Here is a 23426-nt window from a genome sequence, read left to right on the forward strand (position 1 = left end):
AAAGACGGGCTGCCGCCGACGAGTCTCCGCCAACCTGTTTTATGCTATTGACAAGGGGCTATGTGATGTGGTATGTTTGTCGAAGTAAAGCAATACATACCGGTATAAATGAAAGCTTTATGGGGTTTAACTTTTTAAAAAAAATAACAACATGGCAACAATCAACAATGGTGTAATCGGAAGAGCAAGTGGTAAAGTGGGCGCGGTGATAGCTTCGTCCTGGAAATCCATCAACTACCTCAAAGGCCTGCCCAAAAAGCGGACGAAAGGGATGTCCGAAGAACAGCTGATCCAACAGGACCGTTTTCTGAAAATCTCCAAATTTCTGATGCCGATCACGCCGATCCTGCAGGTGGGGTTTGGGCTCTCCAAAACCGAAAAGATGACGCCCACAAACGTGGCACTGCAGCTCAATATCGCACAGGCGGTAAGCGGTACTTATCCAAACTTTAGCTTGGATTACAGCAAGATCGAAATCAGTACGGGCTCTTACCTCAACGGCGGCGGCATGGAGGCTGCTGTGGATAATGGAATTCTTTCTATCTACTGGGATACCATCCTCAACAGCCTGTACAAGACCAAGGCCGATGATCAGGTCATTATCTTGGTCTATTCACCCGAAAAGGATGAATTTATGACAGCACCTACACCGCCTACCCGTGCTGCCGGTACGATAGACATCCAGATCCCGGCCCACCTGCTCGGTGGCAAGGGGCATGTCTGGATCTTCTTTACCGACCGCAAGGCCGAAAAGGTATCCAAAAGTACGTATTTGGGCGAATTTGACCTGGCTTAGCCGCTAAAGGATTAATTGAACGGGAGGAGCATGTGGCTCCTCCTGATTTTTGAACACAAAACGATAAGATATGCTGGTGATTTCTGAGTTTAAAAAGCAGGTTACAGATCCGACACGTAGGGAAGCTGCGCAGGAGCGCTTTCGGCTGGCACGCCGATTTTTAAATCCGCTGTACCCGCTCATCCGCAAAGGTTTTGCCCACAGCAAGTGCACGGTGCAGGCGGCTTTTGGCCGGGCCATGTCACATACGCTGACGAACGTGATACAGGGGGAATATCCGGATTTTAAGGTGGTGCCCGCCCTAGCAAAAATTAGCAATGGCATGCTGTCTCCGCTCGCAGTGAATACCTGTTTGCGTACGTCCAATACGATTCAGCTGAGCTGGGATGTAACCGAATCCAACATCAAAGATTATAACCAATGGGATGACCAGGTCATACTCTGTGCTTATGATATTATTGGCGAGCAGGCTGCGATCAATGAACAACAGGTGCTGCGGAAGGATCTCCAGATGACGATCGAGCTACCATCTATCCTGCATGATCGGCCGGTGCACCTGTACCTATTCCTACATGATCGTGATGAAAACCTGTATTCCAGAAGTCAATACCTCGGTCTTTTCTAATGAATAGCTAGCGTATGAAATCAACGATAAAAGTTCTCCGCACAAAACAGGGCAAGCATAGCACGTTGTCCGAGATTTATGTGAACAATCAGTTTGTCTGCTACGGACTGGAGAATATTCCGCGTCCCGTGAAAATAAGGGGCGAAACCGCCATACCAGCAGGGCATTACCCACTCGGTTTTAACCGCGACGGGGCAATGAATGGCCGTTACTACGACGCTTACCCCAAAATGCACCGCGGTATGCTGGAGATTGGAGCTATACCCAACTTTAGCTATGTCTACTTCCATAAAGGAAATAGCTACAAAGAGACCGCCGGCTGCATTCTGGTAGGCGCGCAATATGTACTGGAGGATGGTGATTATCGCCTGTTAGCTTCGGGTGTCGCCTACAAAAAGTTCTATCCGCTGGTGGTCGAACTAATGTTGCAGGGACTGGTCGAAGTACAGGTCGAATGAGTAGCGGTTTCTGCTATAAAACTGATCATCCTTAAAAAAGTAAACATGAAACCATCATGATTTATTCAATCATATTGGGGAATGAATAAATCTGATAGCTTCATCTCAATTGAAAAACAAATTTATACAGATGAAAAAGATCTTCAATAAAATAGGACAGGTGCTGCAGTTGCTGTTGGCGGCACCTGTTAAGCTGCCGGGTAAGGTGGGGAATGTAATAAAATACCTGGCTTTGGGGCTTGGTATTGTCGAAACGGTATTGGACGAGGCTAAGTCACATTCCGAGGTAGACGATGGCAAGGAGCCGCAGGAAGGGAAATACAATCCGGACGATGGCGAAAGGAATCAGTCGGCAATGGATGATACGATGTCGGCAGCTGAATCGCCTACCGATAAGGATGCTTCGGTGGGCGTCAGGGAGAATAAGTCCGTTAAAAATGGAAGCGAAAATACCGTAGAAAGGAGCGCGATGGATGAAAGTGAATGATATCCGCGTCTCGGCCATCGGCGGTACCATCTGTTCCATCTGGGCCAGCATCTCGCTGGGGGATGTATTGCAGACTGCCCTCACGGCAGCTTTGGGCACCCTGGTCAGTTTTGCCACAAGTAGGTTATTGGCGAAACTGGGTAAACGGAAAAGATGAGCAGAACAAAAAGGCGCACGGGATTGTGCGCCTTTTTGTAAAGCAATATCTTCATTAGTAAGGCAGAATCCTCAATATTTATCTTTTTTTTATTTCCGAGAACAGCCGATCGACATCTTCCTTAGCGAATAGCCCAGTTCCTTCCGCCATCGTCGTGGCCGAGCCACAGGCGATTCCCATTTGAAGGACATGCTCCATATCTCCCTGTTGGGCTAAGACAGACACCATTCCGGCAACCATACTGTCACCTGCGCCCACCGTACTGCGTACCTTGACCAGTGGGGAAGGCAGCTGTATTCGTTCTGTTTTTGAATATAATATAGCGCCTTGAGCACCTAAAGAGACAACGATTAAAGTTGCTTTACCCTCCGAAATTAGTTGCTGGGCTGCCATATCCAGGTCGGAATGCCCCAATTCCTCTTTTCCCACAAGCGCAGCAAGCTCGCCGGCATTTGGTTTGATCAAAAAGACACCTTCCTCCAGTGCAAGGCGAAGTGCATCGCCAGAGGTATCAATGATTATTTTACTGCCCTTCGTTTTGTACGTATTGATCAGCGATCGTGTAAACTCGGGCGGCATACCAGCGGGCATACTACCGCTGATAACGACAAAATCCGGAACATAGGTGATTTCCTCAATCGAAGTCCTGATCCCCTCCAGTTCGTTGGACTCAAACTGTTCGCCTGGCAACCCAAATCGATATTGCTGATTCGTTGCGCTGTCAACCACGATAAAGTTTTCGCGGGTCTCGCCGTTCACCCAAATAGGTTCTATAGCAATATCTTCCAGCTTCAATAAGCTTTCGAGTAAACTGCCTGTCTTTCCCCCGGATGTAAAAAGGGCTGTTGATGCCAAACCAAGTCTTTTCAATGCCCGAGATACGTTAATTCCCCCACCGCCTGGTTCATATACAGGCGCTTCACATCGTAATTTCTTTTCAGGAACGATATGTTGTACACGGGTACTCTTGTCTATGGATGGATTCAGGGTAATTGTTAAAATAGATTTTGCCATTTGTTTATGTTATAAATTTGAATCATTGCTGTTGGTAGACCAGGTCTTTGCTCAGGCAGTGTTCTTCCCAGGGTAGTGTTATAAGCCGACTATGGGCATTTTGGGGAATAATACTTTTTGATGTCGGCAGGTAAAAATGGTTTTTATTTCCACTGCTCAGGGTATCGCGTAGATCGGGGATTTTTTTGAGGCTGCGCTGCAAGGCCGCAAAAAATGCTTTTGCGGATTTGTCCGCTTGTTTCATGATCTGACGCAAGTGGATAATTTCCCTTGTCCGGTCAGTTTCATAGCCCCCGCTTCCTGCAATGGTATATTCGGCTACAGGTGAATCATAGAAGATACCTGAATCTAAGATAGTTTCCTGATCTGAAAAAGGATAGGTGGAAAGGAAAAATCCCTGATAATCTACTGAGGAAAAGCTTGCCAAAAACGCCGACGGATTTTCCTTGCTGTATTTCAGATAACTCCGTTTGCCTGAACGACGGTTTATCTTCTCAATATAGGCGTGCGTCCGATGTTTTTCCATCGTTTCTCCGCAATACTGAAAAAACAGCTCGGCAGGTATCGCAATCCAAAAGTATTGACCCATTTTCTTTTATGTATTTAATTTAACTTCGATGTGTCACCTAACTTTTTGATGTCCCGGATATAGGCCGGAAAGTCAGCGCCTGATTTTACGTTGCTATGAGCAGCTTCAATTTGTTCTATTGTAAACATGTTTTCTTGATTTACACGTGTTAAACCCCTCTCCAATATCCTCCCATTTAATAGTAAAGTAAATATACTAAAGAATCTCTTTAGCTCCCTTATATTTCAACTCCGATACTGCTGCTGAAATTCATGCTGTTCTCAACCTCGTACTGTATTCAGCAGGTCGTGTGGATACCCGAGGCTAATGGAGCTTAAAGCGTCCAGTTTGGTCAGCTCATCAGCTGTCAAATTAATTTCAATAGCGCTAATAATTTGCTCAAATTGATTGATATTGCGTGCTCCCAGTAATGGAAATGCCTCTTTCGATAAGTTCCAAGCAAATGCAATCTCACCGGGTGTTGCTTCATATTTTTTTGCGATTAATACCAGTTCATCAATGATCAGTTTGGTTTTCTCGTCCTCGGAATATTCAGCGCCAGAAGAATAGCTGATTCGCCCAGCTTCTCCTTTTCTATATTTTGCGGTCAGCAGGCCGCCAGCCATTGGCGAGTACATCATCACACCAAGACCAAATTCCTTTGCCATCGGGATCAGTTCACGGTCTGCGGTACGCTGTAATAAATTATATTCAATCTGTAAAGCGGTAAGCTTTGTTGCTGATGCAATGGCCGATGCTTTCCATGCGGGGAAATTAGTGAGTCCCGCATACACTATTTTCCCTTCACTGACCAAATCTTGGAGTCCCAAAGCTATTTCTTCCCATGGAGTTACACCATCATCATAATGCGGCATATAAATATCGATGTAGTCCGTCTTCAGTCTTTTCAGACTTTGTTCAACAGCCTGTCGCATAGATTTACGGTTATTCCCAAAATTACTGATGGAAGGGTTGGGATCGCTGCTTCGGGTATATTTTGAGCAGACAATAAAATTATTTCGCTGCCCCTTTAAATAGTTGCCAACGATTTCTTCTGCCTCTCCAAATTGATAAACATCCGATATATCGATAAAATTACCACCCGCATCTGCATAAGCTGTTAAAATCTTTTTTGATTCATCGGGATCGGCTCCGTAGCCTTTTCTTGTACCAAAGTTGGCCGCTCCTAAAATTATTTCACTGGAATGCAGTCCTGTTTTTGAGCCAAATAACTTGTATTTCATATTTTTATATTTACTTTGTTGCAAAGTTAAGGGCATCAAGTAACCGTGTCAATTACGGATAAATTTATCTATACCCACTTTGTCCCTAAGTAAATAATATCAGCTATGTACGAAAAAAAGCTTCCGGTTAATTTAGATTGCGGTTTACATTTGTTTTTGCAGGTCGTTCAGGGCAAATGGAAAATAAACCTGCTCTGGGCCATTCATTCAGGTATCAAGCGTCCGGGTGAGCTGCAGCGGAAAATCCCCAATGCAACCCGCCGTGTACTTGATGCGCAGCTTGGCCAATTGATTGAACATGGATTAATCAATAAAGTCGTCTTTGATCAGCTTCCACTGAAAGTAGAATATGAACTGACTGCTCTGGGGGAAAGCCTTATACCAGTCATTGCGGTAACAGCCCAATGGGGTGAGGATCATAGAAATGAACTGGAAAAGATTTCCACTTTTTATAAACCTGGGTAAATAGGATAGCTAAAGCAACGGTTGATCCCCTCAATATATTTGCGTAAGCGCCTCCTAACGATGTATTGTCAAAATTAAATAAAACCTAGATGTAAGCCCCCAGAAAAATAGGTATTCCAATAATAAAATAAGTAAGTAATAAAATATACCGGTGGTTCTCTTGGAGACTGGTTCAGTAACCTGAGCTTTTTTGCAAAGTATAATTGAGCTTTTTTGCCAAGTTAGGTGAATAGGGTATAGCTAAATTTGTATTATAAATAGGAACAAAATGAAAACAGTCAATAAGATTTATAGCAACGGGGAATTTGTAAACCCGCACGGAACGGAAATTTATGAGCTCATCAATCCGTCTACGAATCAAAAAATCGGTGAAGTCACTTTAGCCGATGTAACCGATACAAGAAATGCCATTACAGCGGCTAAAGCGGCCTTCCGCACATTTTCAAAATCTACCGTTTCGGAACGTATCGGTTATTTAACAAAATTGAAAACGGCGATTGAGAAGAGAAAGCAGGATTTTATCGATGTGATGATCGAAGAATACGGCGGAACACATCAATTTGTCACGATGAGCAATGCGCATACCGGAGTCTGGTTTGACAGTATGATCGAAGTGCTTAAAAGCTTTGAATTTGAACGGACAATTAACGCCGCATCGGTACGATTTCAGCCTGTGGGTGTTGTGGCGATCATTACCCCCTGGAATGCCAGCAACAGTTCGGTGGCCAGTAAAGTCGCTACCGCAATCGCGGCAGGATGTACCGTAGTCGTCAAACCCAGTGAAATGAGTGCTTTGCAGACGAATGTGCTGATGGAAGCTTTTCGCGAAGCCGGTTTACCAAAAGGTGTGATCAATGTGGTAACTGGTCTCGGAAATGTGGTGGGCACGGAACTGACCGAGAATCCCGGAATTGCCAAAATTTCATTTACAGGTTCTACAGCCGTCGGAAAATCCATCGCCAAACAAGCGGTAGATACCATGAAACGCATTACGCTCGAACTGGGTGGGAAATCGCCCAATATTATACTGGATGATGCAGACCTCGATAAAGCAATTCCGATGGCCGTATACGGCGCTTATATGAACAGTGGTCAGGCCTGTATAGCGCCTACAAGACTCCTCGTGCCGCAGCATAAGCTGGATCAGGTAAACGCCTTAGCAAAGGCCACTGCGGAAAGTATGGTTGTCGGCCTGCCACAAAATGCCGATACCAACATCGGACCGATGGTGAGCGTGAAGCAGTTTGATCGCGTACAGCAGTATATTAAAACGGGTATCGAGGAAGGGGCAACCTTGTTGACCGGTGGATTGGGAAAACCTGAAGGTCTGGAAGAGGGTAATTTTGTGAAAGCCACCATTTTTACCGATGTCAGTAATGCGATGACCATTGCGCGGGAAGAGATTTTTGGTCCTGTTCTGTGTATTATTCCTTATCAAACTGAAGCCGAAGCCATAGAAATTGCCAATGATACGCCTTATGGACTAGCGGCCTACATCTCATCGGCGGATAGCGAAAGGGCAAAACGTGTAGCCGCAGGAATCGATGCCGGACGGATCTGTATCAATGGTTTCAGTCACGACCCCATGGTTCCGTTTGGGGGATTCAAGCAGTCGGGCATTGGACGGGAATATGGCGTATATGGTTTGCAACCTTACCTTGAAATCAAAGCCGTACTAAGCTAAATTTTTATACATTTGACAAAGCGTTGTCGTACGCCCGGCGCTTTGTCTTGATCGATCGTCTTATGATAGAAAATTCGGATATTGTCTATTCCTGTTACCACCAGGTGAGCAGAAAAGGGGAAAATTTTGTGGCTCAGCATACGATTTCTTATCAGCTGTCGGGAAATTTTATGTTGTCTGACAATAAAGACAAGCATATTGCGAACCCGGGCGATTTTCATCTCATCCGAAAGAATCAGCTGGCGAAATTTGCAAAAATTCCGCCACCAAACGGCGCCTGTGAAAGTCTGAATATCTATTTGAGTGACGAAACGCTAAAGAATTTTGCGCATGAGTACCAGCTGAAATCCGAACATTCAACCGTAACGGAAGCGCTGGTTAAAATTGATGTCAATGCGGTTCTCGAGAATTTTATTGTGTCGCTGAAGGCCCTTCTCCAAAGCAATTTGAATAATAAATCGCTCACCGATCTCAAAATCAAGGAACTTTTGTTGATCCTCTTACAAACGAAACCAGCGCTCAAAAATATCCTGTTTGATTTTTCTGAACCGCATAAAATAGACCTTGAAGCCTTTATGAATCAGAACTACAGGTATAACGTCAATTTAGAGCGTTTTGCCCATCTTACAGGTCGGAGCCTGGCCACGTTCAAACGCGATTTTGAAAAAGTGTTTCAAACCTCGTCGCACCAATGGATGCTGAAAAAAAGACTGGACGAAGCACATTATCTCCTAAAAGAAGAAAAGCGGGCTGCTTCAGACATCTTTGTTGATCTGGGCTTTGAAGATCTGTCGCATTTTTCTCATGCGTTTAAAAAACAGTTTGGCTACAGCCCCAAAAATCTAACTAAAATTTAAAGGCCTAAGCGGCATTCTGAACTTCTTTCTTGATTGATATACCCCTTAAATTGGCTCCGTCGTTTGGTTTAATTTTGAAATACTCGATCAAGGATAGGAGCGATAAGCCAGCAATTAACTGCAAGGCCAAGCTAAAATCCCGCATCTGATAAACCGTATCCTGATAATAACTGCTTGCCAGGTGTAGCGTCACTGCGCCTAGGGCGATCCCCATACCAAGTGCCATTTGTTGTGCCGTATTATACAGCGTATTTGCATTGCTCATCTGTTCGTTTGGCACGTCTGCGTACGCCAGGGTATTTAGGCTGGTAAACTGGAGCGAGCGTGTAAGTCCCGAGAAAAAGAATACAATTGCCACCAGCCAGATCGGCGTTTGTATGGAAAGGAGGGAGAGTCCAGCGGTTACCACTGTTAAAATAATACCGTTGCCGATCAGGACCTTGCGGAAGTCATACCGTCGTGTTATCCACATAGCTACGGGTTTCATACTCATACTACCGAACATGTTGGCCATATAGAGGAGCCCGGCGTGAAAGGGGCTCAGTCCAAAACCCAGCTGTAACATAAGGGGCAATATAAAAGGAGCAACATTGATGACCATACGGGTGATGGAGCCTGAATATACCGTAACCCGGAAGGTTTTGACCTTTAGAATACTGTAATCAATCAACGGGTACTTGATACGTTTGGAGTGCCAGATTGAAATGGCCATCAGCGCAAAGCTTGCCACAATAGTCGCAGCTGGTTTTGTATAATCGCCTTGGGCTGCGCCGATCATTTCAGTCCCCAGCATAATGCCGGCAAGACCGATACCGCTGATAAAAAAACCGATAATATCAAGCGGACGGCTATTTTCGGAATCCATTGCTGGAATAAATTGATGCACGGCCCACAGGGCAAATATGCCGACGGGTATATTGATAAAGAAAATCCAGTGCCAGCTAAAATAGGTTGTAAAAAATCCGCCCAGTACGGGACCGATAATAGGGCCTAACAATCCGGCCCAGGCAATATAGCCGATCGCTTCGACCAGATCTCTCTTTTCGGTGTGTTTTAGTACAATGAGACGTCCTACCGGTACCATGAGGGCTCCGGCTGTACCCTGGCAGATACGTGCAATGACGAAAGATGTTAGGTTGGTACTCAGTCCACATGCGATTGAAGAAAGTATAAAGCCGATAATCGCCATATTGAAAACCTTTTTTGCGCCGTAGCGATCGGCAATCCAGCCGCTGATTGGAATAAATACAGCTAACATGACGGTGTAAGAGGTAATACCTGCACTGAGGTGTACAACATCACTCTCAAAATCATGTGCCATTTTGGGTAAGGCTGTCGATATCGCTGTGGTGTCGAGCATTTCCATAAGTAAAGTGCCACCTACAATGAGCGATATGATGCGCGATTCTTTCTTCATCTTGCTCTTCTTAAATCCCGAACGGGAAACATTTGCGACAAAAGTAAGCCTATCGTAAAAAAGAAAAGTCATTTAAAGGCAATTAAACGACCAACATGTTCGCGTATGTGTTTTCCGAAGAACCGAAGAAAAGAATTTATAATATTATATTATTGAGCTGGAAGCCGTACCTTAAATGTGGTTCCTCCGGCCGAGTTGCTCTCCACAGCGATATGTCCATTATGCAGTTCTACAATTTCACGGCAGAGATACAGTCCTATGCCAAATCCCGAAATTGTTCCGACCTTATCTTTTCCTGCCCTGTAAAATCGCTCGAATATCTGATCCCGGTCTTCTTCGGCAATACCCATACCCTCGTCACTGACAAAAATTTCGATAACGTTATTTGCCTTGGGCGAATAACCAAATGTAATCTGGGTTCCTATCGGCGAATATTTGGCCGCATTTTCCACAAGGTTTTGGACTACCTGCGAAATCTTGTTGGGGTCAGCAGCAATGGATAGACTTTGCGTCAGGTCAGCGACAATCTGATGGGTGTTGATCCTCAATTTAAATTCATCTTCAAGTTCAGCAAATAATTCCTTCAGATCAAACACTTCTCTTTCTATCATCATTCTGCCGGAGTCGAATCGCGAGATGTTCAAGAATCCATTGATTAAGTTCTTCATATTGCGAACTTGTCGAAGGGATTTCATTGTAATGTTTTGGTAATTCGTGTTTGCTGTAAGGATTGCCTGACGTTGCATTAATTGAAGATAGGCGTTTATGGAGGTCAGCGGTGTCTTCAATTCATGGCTAACGATGCTTATAAAATCATTTTTCCGCTGTTCCTCAGCTTTCTGTTCGGTAATATCCTGTAAAGTACCATTGAGGCTGGCAGCGTTTCCCTTGGCATCATAAAACACTTTACCCCGTGCCTGCACGAGTCTGTCGTTCGGGTCTTGTGGATTTAGGATACGGTATTCAATAAAGTAATTGCCATCCGACTCTTGGCTAAGTGCATCAGTTATGGCAGCCGATACACGTTCCTGATCCTGTTCTGCAATGGAAGCAATAGCAGCCGATAAATCCAGCTGCTCTTCATCGGCCAAACCAAACCATGATTTTAACAGGGCGTTTCCGGAGAACAGATTATTTTGGGGCTCGTAATAGAACGTCGCAAGCTCGCCGGCATCTATTGCCATGGACAGCATGTGTTGATCTTTTTCACTTTTCCGCCGTTCAAGGACTTGGTCGGTAATATCTTCAAGGATAATCAGAATTCCCGTGACTTTATTGTCAGCTGAAAAAATAGGTTGATAAATCGAGTTTACAATAGCCTCCCGCAGCCCATCATTGTGACGCAGCAATATGGAAAGTTCATTGTTTGTTTTCCGTTCGCCTTTTTCGAACGCTTCCCGTAGCCATTCGCTCATGGGCTGGCCTTGCAGCTCGGGCCTCGCAATTTCGTGGGGCCGGCCCTGCACATCGGCTAATTGATGTCCCCAGATTTTTAATATGGTCGGATTGGCTATGTCAATGATTAACTCCGGTCCCTTCAGCATCGCTATGCCGACCGGTGCCTGCTCAATAATTGTCCGTACTTGCTCACGGCTTTCTGCCAGAAGTTGTAAGGAACTGTTGAGTTCATCGTTTGTAGCGGTCAATTCTTCGAGCGTTGCCGCCATTTCCTCCATCAGCCCTTGTTCCTTTTTTTCTTTTTTCTGTATCTGTTGCTGATGCTGCCTTCTTAAAGTAACGTTGCGGGCGGTGTTTAAAATACACCATGTTTTATGGTTTTCGTCTAATAGTGCTCTGTATTCATAATCGAAATAATCAGTCACCGGAACACCATTCTTGATGAGCCGGGCTGGTGCCTCGGTAACGGAATAGGATTTCCCCGTACGCCAAACCTCTTGCAGAATAGCTAAGAACGGCTGATCTTCCAGTTCGGGAATAGCACTGATCAGCGCTTTGCCGATAACGGATGCGTCTTTGCCCCAAAGGGAAAGCATGCCCGCATTGGCAAACTGGATGGTCATCTCTGTTCCAGTATAGATTGATGTAGGCTCGGGAGAACAACTCAGTGCCTGTAAGATAAAGTCTTCGCCAAATGAGGCACTACCAAATTTTTTCTTGATGTCCATTAGAACAAAGATAAAAAATACATTCTATAGCGTAACACATTATCTTCCGCTCTGGGAAGTAAAGTCTTGAAGAAAGCCGAACCGTATGCTTTCTTTATGAAAATCCTAGCGAAAAGTTGCTTAAGGCTTCGCATAAGGTAATCGTTCAATCCGCCTTGTGGTATGATAGCTGTCAAGACCGCTAGAGGTAACTGTCCCGGCTTCTTCGATAGCGATATAACCATCCTCGTTTAAACAATTATCGGGCACGAAAGCTGTTTGTAACTTTTAAATCCGCCCAGCGAGTTTATAAAATTTGCTCTGTATCTTCTTTCAAATGCCGCAATTGCGTTCTCATTATAAATCATCGTTTATGAATTTTTATTTTTAAGGTTTAGCTATTCTATTTATCATGCCCCTAAATATGAAGCCGTGAAAAGGCCATACGGCATACCAATAGAGCCTTCCGGCAAGGCCCAGGGGTCTAAAGGTCGCGGTCTGCAGCAGGATATTATCTTCGATTTTAAATTCTAGCCATGCTTCTCCAGGAAGTTTCATTTCGGCATAAAGGAGTAATCTTTTCGTGGTTCTATCGGCGATCAGTACGCGCCAAAAATCAAGTGCATCACCTGCAGCCAAATCGCTTTTATTTTTTCGCCCTCTCCGTATACCCACTCCGCCGACCAATTGATCCATGAAACCACGGATTTTCCAGAGCCAGTTGCCATAATACCAGCCGGAATTTCCTCCAATGGACCAGATTTTGGTCAATGATGCTTCACTATTGTGGAGGGGAACCGAGCGGACATCCTTAAAGCAACCATAACTGGGCACTTCCAGTAGCCTGCTGAGGCCGCCCGATAAAATGTGACTGGTCTGTGCGTCTTTCCAGCTGGAAACCACATTGTCACTTTCAATTTTTTGAAAAGCTAATTGGATGGATTGCCTGTAATTGATCAACGTAATACCGAGTTCGTCCGCTAGAGTATTGGGTTTACAGATGACTTCTACTTTCATGCTATCGACCAGGTTTTTGGCCAGGTTATAAGACGTCGAGGTAACAAAATAGAGCCAGTAGGAGGAAAGCCGCGGCGTCATGAGCGGGATAACAAAGATCTGTCGCCTAAGTTTTCGTTCGGCAGCATATTGCAGCAGCATCTCTTTGTAGCTAAGAATGTCTGGACCCCCGATATCATAGCTTTTGTTAAAGGTATGCGGGTTGGCGATAACACCGATCATAAATTCGACTACATTACGTATGGTGATGGGCTGACAATTCGTCTGCAACCATTTAGGCGTAATCATAACAGGGAGTTTTTCCACAAGATCCCGAATAATCTCGAAAGATGCGCTTCCCGAGCCAACAATGATGCCGGCCCGCAAGGTGGTGATCGGAATCCGTCCGCTTGCCAGGATGTTTTCTACGTTTCTTCTCGAGTCGAGATGCTTCGATAAGTGATCTGAATTAATTATTCCGCTCAGATATATGATCTGTTGCGCGCTGGTATTTTCCATGCAGTTGCGGAAGTTTGTCGCACATTGCGCTTCCATTTGCTGGAAATCACCTGACTGCGTCGCCATGGAATGGATCAGGAAATAAGCAATATCAATTTCAGGTGGAATTTCTTTCAGACTTTCTTTATTCAGGAAATCGACTTCAACAACTTTAACATGCCCCTGGATTGCCGAGGTATCAAAACGATTCTTATCTCTTACACAACAAATAATTTCATGTCCCTGTTCTAACAGCACAGGCAAAAGACGTTTTCCAATATACCCCGTCACTCCGGTCAATAGAATTTTCATAGCCTGATTTGTTAAGTTCAGCTGTTATTAAATGTATACAAATATACCAAAATACCACCTAAATTGTTTTTATTTGGTGTGTTTTTATTCTAATGTAGCAAGGCGCACGCTATTGATCTTTTCTTTCTTCAGTAAGCAAAACATTAATTGCAACATCCTGTGTACAGCGTTTTTGGCACTACCCTGGCTTCGACCAGTTCCAGTGGGAGATAATAAAGGCGCACAAGAGCGTGCGCCTTACAGTTTATGAATGCAGTTTTTACAAAGCTGCTTTGGTGGAAACACTTAACTTCTGATTTCCCTTCGCATAAAAATGTAATAGGACCAGGCAAAACAGATCATCATGGCTGCGCAGAGTCCACTGACCTGTGGCCAGACCATCAGAAAACTTTCCCGAAAGGAAAGCGGTGCGGGGATGGCACCGACCATCTGTTCCATGGAAATGGGACCTAAGCTGCGTACAGAGGGCATCAATAGGGTAGTGGTGGCATCGGTATAGAGCTGGCTCGGTGATAAGCGGAGCAGATTTAAGATGAGCTCATTATAGCCGATGTACTCCTGCTCCGAAATATAATTGGGGTTGGGCAAAAAGGGGCGTATTGCCAGATTGACCAGGATAGGAAAGAATACCGTAAAAAACAACCAGATGCCGATCGCGGTAAGTGCTGAGGTTGCCGGCTGGCGAAAGCGTATCGACAACAGAATGGAAAGGCTCAGCCAGAAGGCAACATAGAGCACACTGATCAAGGTAAAACCGAAGATACGCAGCAACTCCTGGGGTTCTATCCGGACACCTGTACCCAGGAGACCGCCGCCGATCATAAGCATGACCAGCGCAACAAATAATGTGCCCACCACGGCCAGTGGCGCCAGAAATTTGGCGAACAGCAGGTTGTCTCGGTAAATTGGCTGCGCCAGCAAACGGGTGAGTGTTCCGTTGTTGTATTCTGCATTGACGGCGTCAAAACCCAGGGCTATGCCCAAAAGTGGGGCCAGAAAGTTTAAAAAAACATGAAATGGCGGAATGGAATTATCCGTTGTGGTCAGTAGCTTGAGATAGAGAAATGACTGATCAGGATCGCGCATATTGCTGACAGCGTCTTTCAGCCCCATGGATGAAACGTAGAGGGATGCGCCGAAAGTCAGTACGATGAGCAGGATCAGTATAATAAAACGCCAGCTGCGGATATGTGCCGCAATTTCTTTGCGGACCAACACCTGCATCGGAAAGGATGGCCGTTTATTGGTATCTTTTGAAGAAACCCTTGGATTTTTCATAAGCATTATCTGTAGTTATGCTGTTCTCAAAATATGTATTATAAATATCGTCGAGCTGGTAGTCGTTGCGGTTCACGGAAACGATATCAGCGCCATTGTTTACCAGCATGCGTACCACTATTGCTGTCATATCGCTGTCTGTCTTTAGTTCGATCGTAAATCCGTTCACTTTAAGATTACGGAGTCCGGGCAGGGTCTTTAATGCTTCTTCAAACCGTTTGGTATCGCCCTGGGCATGGTCAAGGGTAATGACGGTACTGATGCCTTTCTGCTGCTGCAGGTTATGGGCAAGGCTTTCAAGTGATCCTTCAACCAGTAATTTTCCGCCAACAAAAATACCCACCCGATCGCATACACGCTGCACCTGGTGGAGGTGGTGTGAAGAAAGCAGTACCGTTAGGTTATGCTCCCTGCTGAGCTGCTTGATGAGCTCAAGGAATTCGTCAACACCCTTGGGATCAATGCCCAGTGTAGGCTCATCAAGGATGGCAACCTCGGGAGCCTTGATCAGCACTTCGGCCAAGCCTAGACGTTGTTTCATACCGCGGGAAAAAGCGCCGGTTTTTTTATGCATTTCCCGTTCGAGCCCCACGACATGTAACATGTCTTTTGCAGAAGCTTGTGCATAGGATTCTGTGAGACCATTTAATCTGGCAATAAAGCTTAGGTTTTCCAGCGCTGTCATATCCGGGTAGAAACCTACGTTGTCGGGCAGGTAGCCGACTTTTCGTTTCACGGCGATCGGATTGCGCGTGGCATTATGGCCACAGACATAGGCTGTGCCGGAAGTGGGTTCGGTCAGGCCCAGCATCATGAGGATGCTGGTTGTCTTGCCGGCACCATTGGGGCCGAGCAGGCCAAAGATCTCTCCGGGATAAATGTGCAGGTCCAACTGATCTACGGCGGTTACTTTGCCATAGTTTTTTGTCAGGCCTGTCAATTGAATGATAGGGTCCTTCATCATGATAATCTTTTTGTAGCGCCCTTATCTGCGGCCGTATTTGCGGATGAGAAAATACACCAAACCAATGGCCAATACAATTATAAGCATACCGATCCAGCCAGAAAGCAAAGAAGTTTTCACAATCATACGGAATGAAATGTCGGCGCTGCTGTTGGGTGATTTGATCTCAAATTTGGAAGCATAGTCACCGGCAATGGTTTTGTCGGGAACTTTTAGGTTGACTTTGACGTCAATAGATTTACCTGCTTCGAGCTGTTTGATGTTCGACGGATCGAAGCTTGCCTCCCATCGGCTGGGTAATTGGGACGTCAGTTCCAAGGCATTGAGCGGCAGGGTGCCCGTGTTTTTGACTTTAAGTAGGATTTCTTTGCTGCTACCAGATATAACTTCGTCACTTAGCCGCCCACTGGGGGTGGTCAACTCAAGGGCATAGGAGCCTTTGACGACTGCTTCGAGCTCAAGCTTTAAGGTATCGGTTGAGGATATAGCCCGTATTGGAATTTTATATTTATCGGGCTTGGCCGTGATCGGACAGCTGATTTCAATGCTGATTTCCTGTGCCTTATTGGGCTGTATCTGAAGGGAAGTCACTTGCGAGCCTTCTACGCGGTAGCTAATCTGCCATCCATCGGGCAGCTGGGCATTCAGGTTGTAGTTAACCAATTGAGCGGATCCGTTGGTCAAGGTGGTCGTATAACGAAAGGGTTCGTTGCTGGGGGCCTCAATATTGATGAGCCTCGCTTCGAAACCGGATTTGAGGGGCTTCAAGACTTGCCCAGATAGATAGAAACTGTTAGCCAGCACAATAATTGCGATAAGAAATGGCCTGAAAGAAAAACGTCGGTCTGTGTTTGTAATTAGTAATTCTGTTAACATGATCCAATAACTAAAATTTATATTTAAATAGAATATTAGCTTTTAAAAAATGTCGGTTTGGGTATCAGCTACCTTTTTGAAAAACCGCACCCAAATTAAAAATCAATTTGATAAAAATCAAGATTGAAATAAAAAAAATAGTGTAAAAAAAATGTGTTTAAATGGTCTATAGGCTGATAGCTTGTGTTGTATGCTGCAATGCACTTCCGTCAGTCAAAGTTTACTGAGCGGAATGTCTTCTTGATGATAATCTTGGTGTTCTCGGCCAACTCATCCAGTGTACAGTGGATGGATCGTAATTGTGTCCGCTGAATCGTAGCGTCGTTCAGAAGAAGATTGATGCGAAGACGTCTGCTGTCTGAGGCTTCAGGCTCACCGCGCAGTTCATCAAACAATTCATGAATAATCTTTTCGCAGCTTTTTTGGTCAAAATTGGCGATAGTGATATAATGTCCGTGGCTGTACATCTGTAATTCAATATAGTAATTCGACGTTTTCATAATCTTCGTTGTAAAGATTGAAAAAAATAGGTTAGCCTCCCACGGAGGCTAACCATTAAATTTGCTATTTGGATCTTTAGGATATTTCGATCATCCGCGGTTCTTTCTGTTTGGCTTCTTCTTTTTTTGGTATTGTCAAACGGAGCATACCATTCTCATAGCGTGCTTGGATATTGTCCTGATCGACAACCTCCTTCTGAAGTTCGAAGCTGCGTTGAAAAGATTGGTAGCTGAACTCCCGGCGGGTGTAGTTGTCCTTATGCTCCTCGTTTTGTTCTTCCTTAGCCGAGGATATGGTCAATAGATTGCCGTCGAGTGTCACCTTAAAATCTCCTTTGGCCATGCCAGGTGCGGCGACCTCCACTTCGAAGCTTTCTGCGTTTTCCTTGATGTTGACTGCAGGAACGGTGGTACTTGTTGATGAGTAATTTTTGTTGTCCCAGTTTAAAAGCTCGCGGTTAAAATTATCAAACATGGGCGAAAAAAGTGAAAAATTGTTCCAGTTTCTTTTTGCAAGTTTCATAGTAACCTCCTTTTAATGAAGTATAACAATAATTTAAATCTATCAGCCGGCCGACTGTATTAAAAATCTCACAAAAAAAGTACCGAGCTTAAAAAACTGAAATTTTTGCAGCAAAACTGTCAAATTTTACCTGATAAATTGACAGAAAAGATATACGCTCTGTACAACATACCGAAAATTTGCTGGAAGCTGCCCACTTCGATGGCACATAATGGCCATAGGGGGGCAAGGGAAATGAAGCGACTAGCTAATAACTAGGTTATTTTGACATGGCCTCCAGCACTTTTAAATGCGATCTAAATGCTGTCCAGAAGCTCCGAAACTCGTTGTATTTTATTTTATATTCCTTGCAGGTCTGCTTCACAATCCTATTGAGCGCAGGATAATGCACATGGCTGATCTTTGGAAAAAGGTGATGTTCAACCTGAAAATTGAGACCGCCAAGCAACCAGGTAAGTACCTTGCTACCCGTAGCAAAATTTGCGGTGGACTGAATCTGATGAATCATCCATTCTTCTTCGACCTTTGACTGGTCAATGGTTTTGAATTCGGTTTCTTCCACCACATGGGCCAGCTGGAATACTGTGGCCAGACTCATACCACACACACTACCAGCAATCAGCAAACCGATAAGTGTGGGCAGCCACCCGACGAAAATGATCGGAATAATGACAAATAAGCTGAAGTGAATTAGCTTACTGACCCAAAAAATAATACGCTCTTTGACCGGAAAATGAAATTGCTCCGTTTTATGTCCCATGCGCCCACGGAAATATTTCTCATAATCCTGATAAAAGATCCACGCTAAATAGGAGATTCCATAGAGCAACGGAAAATAAAAACGCTGATAGCGATGGTGTTTCCGAAGTTTCTGGTCATGGTGTATACGCATAAACTTTACTTCGATATCGTGATCTTCGCCATCGATATTTGTAAAGGTATGGTGTGCAATATTATGTTTGAGCTTCCAAAAGTAGATATTGCCGCCCAGTAGATTGAGCGAGTAGGAGAGCACAGTGTTCAGGTTTTTATTGTCTGAAAAAGAATTGTGCCCAGCATCGTGCATAATGTTAAAACCAATCGCAGCGAGGTTAGCTCCGAAAATGATACATAATGCTATTGCAATACTCCAATGCAAAGGTGCGAATACCAGAAGGAGATACAATACCGCAAAGCTGATCAGGAGGATAGCGGCTTTCAGATAGATCTTTCGATTCCCGGTTCTTGGCTGAAGTGAATTTTGAAAATAATTATTGATTTTTAGTTTTAACGTTTTAGAGAACAATGTATTTACATTGCTGAATTTTACAGACTGGGACATTTGGGGTTTTACTCGAGAAATATGCTTAATTTTTATAACGTTCGATCTTGAGCGATAGAACAATGTAAATATACGCTATAAAATTTGAAAGATCCCAGTAGTAAAGTTAAAGATTGTTAAAGGTCATTCTGCCATCCTTGATTTCCCATGGTCCGGAAGATATACCTTTTGAATTTTTGAAGCCTCCGAAAACAATATTATGACTCCCGAAAAATTCCTTCGGACCCAATAAAATAGATACATATTGCCTCCGGTATTTATCCTAAGGTCGATGATCCAGGCTTTATTTTATAGACCTTCCCTTCTGGGAAGCAAAGGTTGTTGTGCGTCCAAGCTGCATAAAGCAATTAGCGGTGGATTTGATTAAACTATTTTAGGCTGCACGCTGTTCTCAGAATAACTGTACATACATGTGACAGGCAGGATTGAAAACAAAAAGAACACCATATGAATGGATTCAATAAAAATATGCTGGGCGGACTGATCGGTGCGCTTGTACTCAATGTCGTTCATAGCGCGGCTAAAAGATTTGATAATCAAGCGCCTGAAGTCGATAAAGTAGGCGAGGAAGCAATGAAAAAAACAGTTCGTTTTGCCGGATTTAAACCGCCAAAAGGCAACGCGCTGGTGGCAGCAACTTTTGGCACAGACGTAGCTTCCAACGCCATGTTATATACCCTCATCGGCTACGGCGGTCAGAAAAATCTGCTGCTCAAAGGAGCACTGCTCGGAACAGTAGTAGGCCTGGCGACATTGACCATTCCTGAGCAGGCAGGTCTGGACGCTACGCCGATAAAAAAGACCGACCGTACCAAGTTGATGACCGTGGCCTGGTATGTGATCGGAGGATTGGCCGCAGGGATGGCCATGAAAGCATTGGGGAAGCGCAGGTTTCTTTAAATGTAACACACAACTCGCACTAAAATTTTTTTACACTGTTCTGTCAGTTAAACGATTGCCTGAATGCTAAAGGTGAAACATTGGTTTTTTTCTTAAACAGTTTGTTGAACGATTGCGGATGTTCGAAACCGAGTTTGTAGGCAATTTCGGCAACGGAAAGGCTTGTTGCCGTGAGTTGTTCCTTGGCTTCTTCAATTAACTTATCGTGAATGTGCTGCTGTGTGTTTTTACCGGTAACTGAACGTAGTAAATCGCTTAAATAACGTGCTGATACATGGAGGCTTTCGGCTAAATACTCTACGGTTGGAAGCCCCTGTTTTAGGGTTTCTTCGCTGTCGAAATAATCGTCCAGCAATTTTTCCAATTGGGTCAGCAGCGCATGGTTAACCGCTTTTCGAGTAATGAATTGACGCTCATAGAAACGGTTGCTGTATTGCAAGAGCATATCTATTTGCGACAAAATAATGTCTTGGGTATGCTTGTCGATATGCTGATATTCTTGTTCGATTTTAAGAAAAATTTCTATAATGTCTTTTTCTTCCCGTTCGGAGAGATGTAACGCTTCGTTAAGCGCATACGAAAAGAAATTGTAGTTTTTTATTTTGGTGGTCAGGGGATGGGTATACAAAAAATCAGGGTGGAATAGCAGCATGTAACCTTTTCCGCATTCGATATTCATCTTTCTGATTTCGGCGATCGTTAACGATTGAATCTGCTTGGGCGCAATAAAATTCATTGTTCCTTTGTCAAAATCGTAATACTGTTGGCCGTACTTTATTTTTGCAGTAACATCTTTTTTGAGCGAAATACTGTAAAAATTCACGTAGAACTGCTCCCAGATGTCGCTTTCATCGGGTTTAATTCCAGCTACATCAATTACACTGACGAGCGGATGTAATGGGGCCGGCAAGGACAATTGCCGATGAAATTCGGATATGGAATTGATACGATGCATCCTGTTTTTGTTATACAAATTTACAAAAAACAACTGCCTCGCAAGGCAGTTGCTGATTTAAAAAATTAGGCATCAAATTGTTTTGCAATTTCTTGCCTGAACGCTTCTTTTCCGATTTGTAATCGTCTTTCATAGAGTGCATGTGCATCTTCGCCTGCCAGATAACGTACCTGATCTTTATTGTCCGTGGCGGCTTCATACACCACTTGGGCAATTTGCTCGGCTGTGGATGCATTTTGCATCATCAGACCCATTTGTTCGAACAGTTTGTCTTCAATGTCCTGATAGTCGGAAGTTCGGTTTAGATCCAAAGAACGACCTGCAAAATCTGTCGCTATTCCTCCCCGAGCAACTGTTTTGATGGCTATTCCAAATTTTTTCAGTTCAAAGGACATGCTTTCGCTCCAGCCCTCCAAGGCGAATTTTGTGGCATGATACATCGAATGTAACGGGAACCCCATAAATCCACCAATTGATGTGGTTGAAATAAATAAACCACTTTTCTGTGCTCTAAAATGGGGGATAAAGGCTTGTGTAACCCGCAATACACCCAACAGATTCGTGTTGATTTGGCGAAGTATCTTTTCGTCGCTCAACGTTTCAAACGCACCCATTAACCCATAACCTGCATTATTGAAAACGACATCAATGTTACTTATAGCGATCGCTTTTGCTACAGTTTCTTTGATCTGGGCCGGATCGGTAACATCCAATTTTAATAGCCTGATGTTTTCGATCCCGGTAAGTTCGGTTTCATTTTCGGGATTTCGCATAGTTGCGATCACATTCCAACCCGCCTGTTGAAATAATTTGGCAGTTGCTTTTCCCAAACCGGAAGAAGCCCCTGTAATGAAAATTGTCTTTTGCATGCTGTTATTGTTTGATTCCATACCACAAATGTCTAAAGAAGGCATCGGGTACCTGTTGCCAAATTGAGCTTGATTGTAGCCAAAATGACGAAATCAAAATGTGTGAAAAAATCATCGCCAATGGAGCGGGAAATTCATCGACTTTGGCACGATTATTTGTTGATATTCGTTATAAAAACGATGCAATGTTAAGCTGATTTTTGCTCAATTTTATACTTTTTGGCGTATTCGTATTGGCGTAATTGCTGTATTTTAAAAATTTTAGAAGATCTATATTTATGCAAGGCACAATTGACGGGATAAGCGGGGAACCACATCGTTCACAGGTGTTCCGTTTAACTTACAAAGGACAGGATTATCAACTGGTGTTGTTGAAAAAGTCTTTATCAAAGCTCGATACGGAATTGCCAATTTCGCTTGATGGAATTGATCAAAAAATCGTAAAAAAAGGCGACCACTGGTTTTTTGAAAATAGGCATTCAGATCAGCATTTTGCGACAGAAATCTGGCGCAATTTATCGCTTCGATATCGCCTCTAAGGCCAAAAGTCTGCTGTATGGTGGCCCGCAGCTCAATATACAGCAAATTTTAAGGATGTTATCTTAGCTTGAGGCCATCTTCCGTCTAAATTCTAGCGGTGAGAGCTCCGTTTTCTTTTTGAATAAATGATTGAGTGACTGTGGCTGTTCAAAACCCAGCTGATAGGCAATTTCGGCAACGGAAAGTTGCGACCTGGACAGCAGATCTTTCGCTTTTTCGATGAGTTTATGTTGGATATGGTTCTGTGCACTTTCACCGGTCTGCAACCGTAATAAATCGCTTAAATAGTTTTTCGACATATTCAGCCGCTCAGCAAAGTAGCCCACCTGCGGTAAACCCTTGCGTTCGGTGTCGGCTTCAAAATACTGATCCAGCAATTGTTCAAACCGGCTCACCAAGGGTACATTGTGTACCTTACGCGTAATAAACTGCCGGTTATAAAACCGCTGCGAATACACCAGCAACAGCTCGATGAAACTGACAATGGCATCCTGGCTATAGCTGTCGATCGGACTGTCATATTCGCTTAAGATCCCTTTTCCGATATTTCGGATCTGCTCTTTTTCCCGATCGGACAGAAAAAGTGCTTCGTTGACTTCGTAATCGAAAAAACTGTAGCTGCCGATTTTGTGTGCCAGGTCATAGGTGCGGATAAAATCGGGATGGAAAACAAGGGAATAACCTACTTCGGCATGGGCAGTATCGGGATCAACACTGATCGTCTGCCCGGGTTTAAAGAAGGTCATCAGGCCTTCCCGGAAGTCGTACTGATGTGGGCCATAACCCAATACGCATTGCGCATCTTCTTTGATGGAAATGCAGTACAGGTTGAGCTGAAAGGTGGTCTCTACCGTTGGATGTATATGCTTGTTTTTGGAGAAATCGGTGATGCTAAAAAGCGGATGCTGCGGTTTGGGCAGCTGTAGCGCTTCATGATAGTCAGCGATACTGTTGATCCTGATCAGTACGGGTTCTTTCTTTGACATGCTCTTTTTGCCTGTTAAATAATAGCCTAAT

The 23426-nt window shown here is 44.2% G+C and carries 25 protein-coding genes; 9 read left to right on the forward strand and 16 right to left on the reverse strand.

Annotated elements, in window-relative coordinates:
* Positions 1-151: 151 nt before the first annotated feature.
* The 4 genes from AACH28_RS00995 to AACH28_RS01010 all read left to right on the forward strand — a co-directional run bounded on the left by AACH28_RS00995 (position 152) and on the right by AACH28_RS01010 (position 2366).
* Positions 152-796 carry a DUF6266 family protein gene (locus tag AACH28_RS00995; protein ID WP_070561184.1) on the forward strand — a complete coding sequence of 215 codons (645 nt, stop codon included), beginning with the start codon at positions 152-154 and terminating at the stop codon, positions 794-796.
* 70 nt (positions 797-866) lie between these two features.
* Entirely contained in the window at positions 867-1421 is a 555-nt protein-coding gene (locus AACH28_RS01000; RefSeq protein WP_341831984.1) for a DUF6266 family protein, read from the forward strand.
* Positions 1422-1435: 14 nt separating this feature from the next.
* The gene (locus AACH28_RS01005; protein ID WP_341831985.1) at positions 1436-1879 is read left to right on the forward strand and encodes a DUF5675 family protein; all 444 of its coding nucleotides are present in this window, start codon (positions 1436-1438) and stop codon (positions 1877-1879) included.
* 130 nt (positions 1880-2009) lie between these two features.
* A complete protein-coding gene (locus AACH28_RS01010; RefSeq protein WP_341831986.1) occupies positions 2010-2366 on the forward strand; it encodes a hypothetical protein in 357 nt (118 codons plus the stop codon).
* A 235-nt stretch (positions 2367-2601) separates the two neighbouring features.
* Here AACH28_RS01010 and AACH28_RS01015 read toward each other — a convergent pair whose 3' ends face one another.
* The 4 genes from AACH28_RS01015 to AACH28_RS01030 form a co-directional block, all read right to left on the reverse strand.
* Positions 2602-3537 carry a 1-phosphofructokinase family hexose kinase gene (locus AACH28_RS01015; RefSeq protein ID WP_159332989.1) on the reverse strand — a complete coding sequence of 312 codons (936 nt, stop codon included), beginning with the start codon at positions 3535-3537 and terminating at the stop codon, positions 2602-2604.
* A 22-nt stretch (positions 3538-3559) separates the two neighbouring features.
* A complete protein-coding gene (locus AACH28_RS01020; protein ID WP_313419340.1) occupies positions 3560-4126 on the reverse strand; it encodes a hypothetical protein in 567 nt (188 codons plus the stop codon).
* Between the two features lie 14 nt (positions 4127-4140).
* Entirely contained in the window at positions 4141-4254 is a 114-nt protein-coding gene (locus tag AACH28_RS01025; protein ID WP_236560215.1) for a DUF1398 domain-containing protein, read from the reverse strand.
* Between the two features lie 132 nt (positions 4255-4386).
* Positions 4387-5349, reverse strand: coding sequence for an aldo/keto reductase (locus AACH28_RS01030; RefSeq protein ID WP_341831987.1), 963 nt, complete (start codon positions 5347-5349; stop codon positions 4387-4389).
* A gap of 105 nt (positions 5350-5454) precedes the next feature.
* Here AACH28_RS01030 and AACH28_RS01035 point away from each other — a divergent pair, with 105 nt between their 5' ends.
* From AACH28_RS01035 to AACH28_RS01045, 3 genes are all read left to right on the forward strand, one after another.
* Complete coding sequence (locus tag AACH28_RS01035; RefSeq protein WP_341831988.1) at positions 5455-5814, forward strand: helix-turn-helix domain-containing protein; 360 nt, start codon at positions 5455-5457, stop codon at positions 5812-5814.
* A 268-nt stretch (positions 5815-6082) separates the two neighbouring features.
* Complete coding sequence (locus tag AACH28_RS01040) at positions 6083-7498, forward strand: aldehyde dehydrogenase family protein (protein ID WP_341831989.1); 1416 nt, start codon at positions 6083-6085, stop codon at positions 7496-7498.
* A 62-nt stretch (positions 7499-7560) separates the two neighbouring features.
* A complete protein-coding gene (locus AACH28_RS01045; RefSeq protein ID WP_341831990.1) occupies positions 7561-8355 on the forward strand; it encodes an AraC family transcriptional regulator in 795 nt (264 codons plus the stop codon).
* Between the two features lie 4 nt (positions 8356-8359).
* Here AACH28_RS01045 and AACH28_RS01050 read toward each other — a convergent pair whose 3' ends face one another.
* The 9 genes from AACH28_RS01050 to AACH28_RS01090 form a co-directional block, all read right to left on the reverse strand.
* Positions 8360-9844 carry a DHA2 family efflux MFS transporter permease subunit gene (locus AACH28_RS01050; RefSeq protein ID WP_341831991.1) on the reverse strand — a complete coding sequence of 495 codons (1485 nt, stop codon included), beginning with the start codon at positions 9842-9844 and terminating at the stop codon, positions 8360-8362.
* A gap of 77 nt (positions 9845-9921) precedes the next feature.
* Entirely contained in the window at positions 9922-11898 is a 1977-nt protein-coding gene (locus tag AACH28_RS01055) for an ATP-binding protein (protein ID WP_341831992.1), read from the reverse strand.
* 366 nt (positions 11899-12264) lie between these two features.
* Complete coding sequence (locus tag AACH28_RS01060; protein WP_341831993.1) at positions 12265-13683, reverse strand: SDR family oxidoreductase; 1419 nt, start codon at positions 13681-13683, stop codon at positions 12265-12267.
* Between the two features lie 285 nt (positions 13684-13968).
* The gene (locus AACH28_RS01065) at positions 13969-14961 is read right to left on the reverse strand and encodes an ABC transporter permease (protein ID WP_205397862.1); all 993 of its coding nucleotides are present in this window, start codon (positions 14959-14961) and stop codon (positions 13969-13971) included.
* The gene (locus AACH28_RS01070) at positions 14924-15925 is read right to left on the reverse strand and encodes an ABC transporter ATP-binding protein (RefSeq protein ID WP_341831994.1); all 1002 of its coding nucleotides are present in this window, start codon (positions 15923-15925) and stop codon (positions 14924-14926) included. The genes AACH28_RS01065 and AACH28_RS01070 overlap by 38 nt, the downstream gene beginning before the upstream one ends.
* Positions 15926-15946: 21 nt before the next feature.
* Positions 15947-16801, reverse strand: a complete 855-nt coding sequence (locus AACH28_RS01075) for an NEW3 domain-containing protein (RefSeq protein ID WP_341831995.1) — start codon at positions 16799-16801, stop codon at positions 15947-15949.
* A gap of 209 nt (positions 16802-17010) precedes the next feature.
* Positions 17011-17301 carry a hypothetical protein gene (locus AACH28_RS01080; protein ID WP_341831996.1) on the reverse strand — a complete coding sequence of 97 codons (291 nt, stop codon included), beginning with the start codon at positions 17299-17301 and terminating at the stop codon, positions 17011-17013.
* Positions 17302-17377: 76 nt separating this feature from the next.
* On the reverse strand, positions 17378-17824 hold the full coding sequence (locus AACH28_RS01085) for an Hsp20/alpha crystallin family protein (RefSeq protein ID WP_088161805.1): 447 nt from the start codon (positions 17822-17824) through the stop codon (positions 17378-17380).
* Positions 17825-18083: 259 nt separating this feature from the next.
* Positions 18084-19145, reverse strand: coding sequence for an acyl-CoA desaturase (locus AACH28_RS01090; RefSeq protein ID WP_341831997.1), 1062 nt, complete (start codon positions 19143-19145; stop codon positions 18084-18086).
* 447 nt (positions 19146-19592) lie between these two features.
* Here AACH28_RS01090 and AACH28_RS01095 point away from each other — a divergent pair, with 447 nt between their 5' ends.
* Positions 19593-20045: a hypothetical protein gene (locus AACH28_RS01095; protein ID WP_153848213.1), complete on the forward strand. Its 453-nt coding sequence runs from the start codon at positions 19593-19595 to the stop codon at positions 20043-20045.
* 43 nt (positions 20046-20088) lie between these two features.
* On the opposite strand, the gene AACH28_RS01100 is transcribed toward AACH28_RS01095, so the two are convergent.
* Together AACH28_RS01100 and AACH28_RS01105 are read right to left on the reverse strand one after the other, a co-directional pair.
* On the reverse strand, positions 20089-21000 hold the full coding sequence (locus AACH28_RS01100; protein WP_341831998.1) for a helix-turn-helix domain-containing protein: 912 nt from the start codon (positions 20998-21000) through the stop codon (positions 20089-20091).
* Positions 21001-21065: 65 nt separating this feature from the next.
* Positions 21066-21869 carry an SDR family oxidoreductase gene (locus AACH28_RS01105; RefSeq protein WP_341831999.1) on the reverse strand — a complete coding sequence of 268 codons (804 nt, stop codon included), beginning with the start codon at positions 21867-21869 and terminating at the stop codon, positions 21066-21068.
* Between the two features lie 278 nt (positions 21870-22147).
* Here AACH28_RS01105 and AACH28_RS01110 point away from each other — a divergent pair, with 278 nt between their 5' ends.
* Positions 22148-22408: a hypothetical protein gene (locus AACH28_RS01110; protein ID WP_112376336.1), complete on the forward strand. Its 261-nt coding sequence runs from the start codon at positions 22148-22150 to the stop codon at positions 22406-22408.
* A 63-nt stretch (positions 22409-22471) separates the two neighbouring features.
* Here AACH28_RS01110 and AACH28_RS01115 read toward each other — a convergent pair whose 3' ends face one another.
* Complete coding sequence (locus tag AACH28_RS01115) at positions 22472-23395, reverse strand: AraC family transcriptional regulator (protein ID WP_159332976.1); 924 nt, start codon at positions 23393-23395, stop codon at positions 22472-22474.
* Positions 23396-23426: the final 31 nt, after the last annotated feature.

Origin of the sequence: Sphingobacterium thalpophilum (assembly GCF_038396785.1) — a bacterium.
Classification (GTDB): domain Bacteria; phylum Bacteroidota; class Bacteroidia; order Sphingobacteriales; family Sphingobacteriaceae; genus Sphingobacterium; species Sphingobacterium thalpophilum_A.

Coding starts and splice junctions, on each gene's coding strand:
- AACH28_RS01015 (WP_159332989.1), bottom strand. CDS start 3,537: ATGGCAAAATCTATTTTAACAATTACCCTGAATCCATCCATAGACAAG.
- AACH28_RS01045 (WP_341831990.1), top strand. CDS start 7,561: ATGATAGAAAATTCGGATATTGTCTATTCCTGTTACCACCAGGTGAGC.
- AACH28_RS00995 (WP_070561184.1), top strand. CDS start 152: ATGGCAACAATCAACAATGGTGTAATCGGAAGAGCAAGTGGTAAAGTG.
- AACH28_RS01065 (WP_205397862.1), bottom strand. CDS start 14,961: ATGAAAAATCCAAGGGTTTCTTCAAAAGATACCAATAAACGGCCATCC.
- AACH28_RS01115 (WP_159332976.1), bottom strand. CDS start 23,395: ATGTCAAAGAAAGAACCCGTACTGATCAGGATCAACAGTATCGCTGAC.
- AACH28_RS01010 (WP_341831986.1), top strand. CDS start 2,010: ATGAAAAAGATCTTCAATAAAATAGGACAGGTGCTGCAGTTGCTGTTG.
- AACH28_RS01075 (WP_341831995.1), bottom strand. CDS start 16,801: ATGTTAACAGAATTACTAATTACAAACACAGACCGACGTTTTTCTTTC.
- AACH28_RS01070 (WP_341831994.1), bottom strand. CDS start 15,925: ATGATGAAGGACCCTATCATTCAATTGACAGGCCTGACAAAAAACTAT.
- AACH28_RS01055 (WP_341831992.1), bottom strand. CDS start 11,898: ATGGACATCAAGAAAAAATTTGGTAGTGCCTCATTTGGCGAAGACTTT.
- AACH28_RS01095 (WP_153848213.1), top strand. CDS start 19,593: ATGAATGGATTCAATAAAAATATGCTGGGCGGACTGATCGGTGCGCTT.
- AACH28_RS01060 (WP_341831993.1), bottom strand. CDS start 13,683: ATGAAAATTCTATTGACCGGAGTGACGGGGTATATTGGAAAACGTCTT.
- AACH28_RS01020 (WP_313419340.1), bottom strand. CDS start 4,126: ATGGGTCAATACTTTTGGATTGCGATACCTGCCGAGCTGTTTTTTCAG.
- AACH28_RS01030 (WP_341831987.1), bottom strand. CDS start 5,349: ATGAAATACAAGTTATTTGGCTCAAAAACAGGACTGCATTCCAGTGAA.
- AACH28_RS01090 (WP_341831997.1), bottom strand. CDS start 19,145: ATGTCCCAGTCTGTAAAATTCAGCAATGTAAATACATTGTTCTCTAAA.
- AACH28_RS01000 (WP_341831984.1), top strand. CDS start 867: ATGCTGGTGATTTCTGAGTTTAAAAAGCAGGTTACAGATCCGACACGT.
- AACH28_RS01110 (WP_112376336.1), top strand. CDS start 22,148: ATGCAAGGCACAATTGACGGGATAAGCGGGGAACCACATCGTTCACAG.
- AACH28_RS01080 (WP_341831996.1), bottom strand. CDS start 17,301: ATGAAAACGTCGAATTACTATATTGAATTACAGATGTACAGCCACGGA.
- AACH28_RS01035 (WP_341831988.1), top strand. CDS start 5,455: ATGTACGAAAAAAAGCTTCCGGTTAATTTAGATTGCGGTTTACATTTG.
- AACH28_RS01005 (WP_341831985.1), top strand. CDS start 1,436: ATGAAATCAACGATAAAAGTTCTCCGCACAAAACAGGGCAAGCATAGC.
- AACH28_RS01105 (WP_341831999.1), bottom strand. CDS start 21,869: ATGCAAAAGACAATTTTCATTACAGGGGCTTCTTCCGGTTTGGGAAAA.
- AACH28_RS01085 (WP_088161805.1), bottom strand. CDS start 17,824: ATGAAACTTGCAAAAAGAAACTGGAACAATTTTTCACTTTTTTCGCCC.
- AACH28_RS01040 (WP_341831989.1), top strand. CDS start 6,083: ATGAAAACAGTCAATAAGATTTATAGCAACGGGGAATTTGTAAACCCG.
- AACH28_RS01025 (WP_236560215.1), bottom strand. CDS start 4,254: ATGTTTACAATAGAACAAATTGAAGCTGCTCATAGCAACGTAAAATCA.
- AACH28_RS01100 (WP_341831998.1), bottom strand. CDS start 21,000: ATGCATCGTATCAATTCCATATCCGAATTTCATCGGCAATTGTCCTTG.
- AACH28_RS01050 (WP_341831991.1), bottom strand. CDS start 9,844: ATGACTTTTCTTTTTTACGATAGGCTTACTTTTGTCGCAAATGTTTCC.